This is a genomic window from Novosphingobium sp. ST904, assembly GCF_001298105.1.
GTDB lineage: Bacteria > Pseudomonadota > Alphaproteobacteria > Sphingomonadales > Sphingomonadaceae > Novosphingobium.
In genome coordinates, this window is sequence record NZ_LGJH01000055.1 from 1 (window position 1) to 3908 (window position 3908).

General features: G+C 64.0%; 2 protein-coding genes and 2 pseudogenes. All 4 read left to right on the forward strand.

The features are described from left to right. Nucleotides 1–113 precede the first annotated feature (113 nt). A pseudogene (locus ADT71_RS00470) lies at nt 114–1940 on the forward strand (Tn3 family transposase); the annotation flags it as partial. Nucleotides 1941–2037: 97 nt separating this feature from the next. Then, nucleotides 2038–3125 (forward strand): annotated as a pseudogene (gene chrA, locus ADT71_RS00475) (chromate efflux transporter). Nucleotides 3126–3134: 9 nt separating this feature from the next. Next, nucleotides 3135–3335, forward strand: a complete 201-nt coding sequence (locus ADT71_RS00480) for a hypothetical protein (RefSeq protein ID WP_054434149.1) — start codon at nt 3135–3137, stop codon at nt 3333–3335. Further along, on the forward strand, nt 3332–3908 hold a 577-nt coding region (locus tag ADT71_RS29825), incomplete at its 3' end, for a DUF2490 domain-containing protein (protein WP_082370046.1). The genes ADT71_RS00480 and ADT71_RS29825, both read left to right, overlap by 4 nt.

Below are 3908 nucleotides of genomic sequence, written 5' to 3' on the forward strand. Positions count from 1 at the left end.
GTTTACGAGATTGGAGGACAAGAGCGAGCCTGGTAGATCGCCATGTTCAATCTTTGTTCTTCAACATGGCCAAAATCGCAGCTTCGGGCCGACTGGGCCAGACTGGCACGATGCGCTATCTGCCGAAGATGCTTGCTGGGCTCGATCTTGCGGCGGCGCCAGCGGGGCAGCCGCTGTTGGACGCGGTCGATCACCTGCGGAGAGTTCACCAGGGTGAAAAGCGCCGTGGACCGGTACCAACATCTTTCGTACCCAAGGCCTGGGCCCGCCAGCTGAAGACCGCGGACGGTGCATTCGATCTGATCGGATACCGGCTTTGTACGCTCGACCGACTACGCCGCGCCATCCGTCGCCGCGACGTCTTTCCCGTTCGCTCACTTCGCTATGCCGATCCTCGCAAGGGCCTACTGACGGGAGCTGGCTGGGAGGCGGCGCGACCGACGGTATGCCGCACGGTCGGCGTGGCGGTCGCTGGCGACGAGGAAATCGCCAAACTTTCGGCGCGGCTCGATCTTGCCTACCGCGAAACAGCCGCGCGCGTGCCGGACAACGATGCGGTGACAATTACGAAGACCGCGAGCGCCGCCGACCTATCAATCGCACCGCTCGATAAGATCGACGAGCCATTGAGCCTCACCAACCTGCATAATGCGATCGATGCGCGACTGCCGCGGCTCGATCTCCCCGAGCTGATCCTGGAGATGCACGCGCGAACGGGGTTCGGGGCAGCGTTCACTCATGCCAGTGAGGGCAATGCGCGCGCTGAGGATATAGCGACCACGATCTGTGCAGTGCTTGTCGCGGAGGCAACCAATACCGGGTTCGAGCCGCTTGTCCGCTCGGAGGTCCCCGCCTTGCGCCGGTCGCGGCTGAGCTGGGTGAAGCAGAACTTCATGCGGGCCGAAACGCTGACGGCGGCCAACGCGCTACTGGTCGCCGCGCATAACAGGATTCCACTGACCCGTGCCTGGGGCGGCGGCGAGGTCGCCTCGGCCGATGGGCTGCGATTCACCGTGCCGGTCCGCACGATCCACGCCGGCCCGAACCCGCGCTATTTCGGGCGCGAACGCGGCGTCACCTGGTACAATCTGGTTTCCGACCGTTTTTCCGGGCTGAATGCCGTGACGGTCCCCGGTACGTTGCGCGACAGCCTCCATCTGCTGGCGGTCGTGCTCGACCAGGAAACCGAATTGCGGCCAAGCGAAATCATGACCGATACGGCCGGCTATACCGACACGATTTTCGGCGTTTTCTACCTCCTCGGGCTCCAGTTCTCGCCGCGCATCGCCGATATCGGCGGCGCGCGGTTCTGGCGTGTCGATGGAAAGGCCGATTACGGTGTGCTGGACGACCTCGCGTCGAACAGGATCAACACCAAGCTGATCGTCGAGCACTGGGATGACCTGCTGCGCCTGGCCGGATCGCTGAAACTCGGCGTCGTGCGCGCGACTGGGCTCACCCGTGTCCTTCAGACCAACGATCGCCCGACCAAGCTAGCGCGCGCGCTCCAGGAACTTGGCCGCCTCATCAAGTCGCTCTACATGCTGCGGTTCATCGATGACGAAACCTACCGGCGACGCATCCTGGTCCAGCTCAACCGGGGCGAGAGCCGTCACCAGCTCGCCCGCACCGTATTCCACGGCAAGCGCGGTGAGCTTCGTCAGCGTTACCGCGAAGGGCAAGAAGATCAACTCGGCGCGCTTGGGCTCGTCGTAAATCTGGTCGTGCTCTGGAACACGATCTACATCGACGCCGCGCTCAACCAGCTCCGCACCGAAGGTCATGTGATCCTCGACGAGGACGTCGCGCGCCTCTCGCCGCTCGGCTCCCAACACATCAACATGCTCGGGCGCTACGCCTTCACCATCCCCGACATGGTCGCGCGCGGCGAGCTGCGGCCGCTCCGTGATCCCAGCGTCACGGGCATCGACGATGCCTGAAGCCGCGCCTTATGTAGGTTTTCTGTTCCGTTGCTACTCAACCCCCTTCTTACGCTTCGGCATGATGGCGTTCGGCGGACCCGTGGCGCAGATCGCGATGATCCGGCGCGAGCTGGTTGACGAGGAGCGTTGGATAGAAAGCGACCGGTTCAACAAGCTCCTCGCGGTCATGCAGGTGCTGCCTGGCCCTGAAGCGCATGAACTCTGCGTTCATCTCGGAATCCGCGCCAAAGGACGGTTGGGCGGCCTTCTGGCAGGGCTCGGCTTTATGCTGCCTGGCCTCGTGCTCATGCTTGTGCTTGCCTGGGCGTACACGCGGCTCCCGATCCAAGGAACGCTCCTCGGAGCCGCATTCTTGGGCATCCAAGCAGCGGTGATCGCTGTCATTGTCCGCGCGGTCCATCGTATCGGTGAGCACATCTTGCTCGACCCGTGGCTCTGGGCCGCAGCGATTGCAGCGGCCGCCGCCTCGCTCGCCGGCGTCAACTTCTGGATCGTGCTCCCGGCGGTCGGCGCGGCCTACGCGCTCGGCTCGACCGGGCGATATGCCCTCGCTACGGTCGTTGTGGCTCTCGCAGTCGCAATCGCGGCCCTGACCTGGGGTGGCGGCCCGGAAGTCACGGGAGCCGCTGCCGGCGTTCGGGAACCCTCTCCCACCACGGCCGCCCTGTTCTGGGCCGGGTTGAAGGGCGGGCTCCTCACCTTTGGCGGAGCCTACACTGCGATCCCGTTCATACGGAACGATACAGTCGGACGAGGCTGGATGACCGACGCGCAGTTCCTTGATGGCCTCGGCCTTTCGGGCGTCCTGCCAGCTCCGCTGGTCATCTTCGCCACCTTCGTCGGCTGGATAAGCGGTGGGCTAGCGGGCGCGCTAGCGATGACGGCTGGCATGTTCCTTCCCGCTTTGCATTCTCGCTCCTGTTCTACGATCGCTTGGAAGCCGTGGTCGAACACAAGCGGTTGCAGCTCTTCCTTGCTGGGGTGGCGGCCGGCGTTGTCGGCCTGATCGTAGTGACGGTCGTGGACCTCGCTCGAACCACGGCCGCTCGCACACCTAGTCTGGTGGTCAGCGCGCTCATTTTCGCGGTCGCGCTTGGGATCATGTACCGCTGGAAGAGCAAGCTTGCCACGCCGGTCGTGCTCGGAATTGGAGCGGCAATCGGTACCATTGCGCTAATCTGAGGCTTGTTCATGACTAAGTCTGTTTTCCGACCCATTCTCCCGGTGCTCGCTTGCCTCGCCGGAGCGTTCCTCTCTCTTCCCGCCCACGCGGAAGACGACGCTCAGGCATGGGGCTCGGTGATCGCTACCGGAACGGTGCGAGGCGACCTCTTTTTGTGGCTGGAAGCGCAGGCGCGGGCGACCGATGACGTCGAAGGAGCAGCCAGTTGATCGCGCGTCCGGCTATCGGCGCGCGGATCGCGCGCGACGCTCACGCAGTCGCCGGTTACGCCTACATTCGAACGGATCCGGCGATCGGTCGGACGGTCAACGAACACAGGCTCTGGCAGCAGGTCCAGTTCGCCGCGGTTCGAGGGCGGGGCGGAGCTCCGCTAGTTATCAGCCGGACGCGGCTCGAACAACGCATGATCGAGGGCCGCGAGGACACTGGATGGCGACTGCGCCAGTTCGTTCGATTGCAGGTGCCGATTGCGCGCAAAGGTGCGGTGCAGGCGGTCGCGTTCACCGAAGGGTTCTTCAATCTGAACTCGACGACCTGGGGTGCCCGCGATGGCGTCGATCAGTGGCGAACCTTCGTCGGCGTCGGCCTGCCTGTCGGACCTCGAATGCGGCTTGAGCCGGGCTATCTCAATCAGCGTGTGTTCCGACGCGGTGAGGATCGCACCAACCACGTATTGAGCGCGACGGCTCTGTTGCAAAGATTGGCGGCAGTCAGAGGTAGGCTGTCGCTCTGCGCCGATCAGGCGGCTGCTGCGAAATGGTGGTTGAGCATGCCCATGGCCT

Excerpts from the sequence above, each read along its gene's own strand:
- ADT71_RS00480 (WP_054434149.1), top strand. The coding sequence starts at position 3,135 with ATGACTAAGTCTGTTTTCCGACCCATTCTCCCGGTGCTCGCTTGCCTC.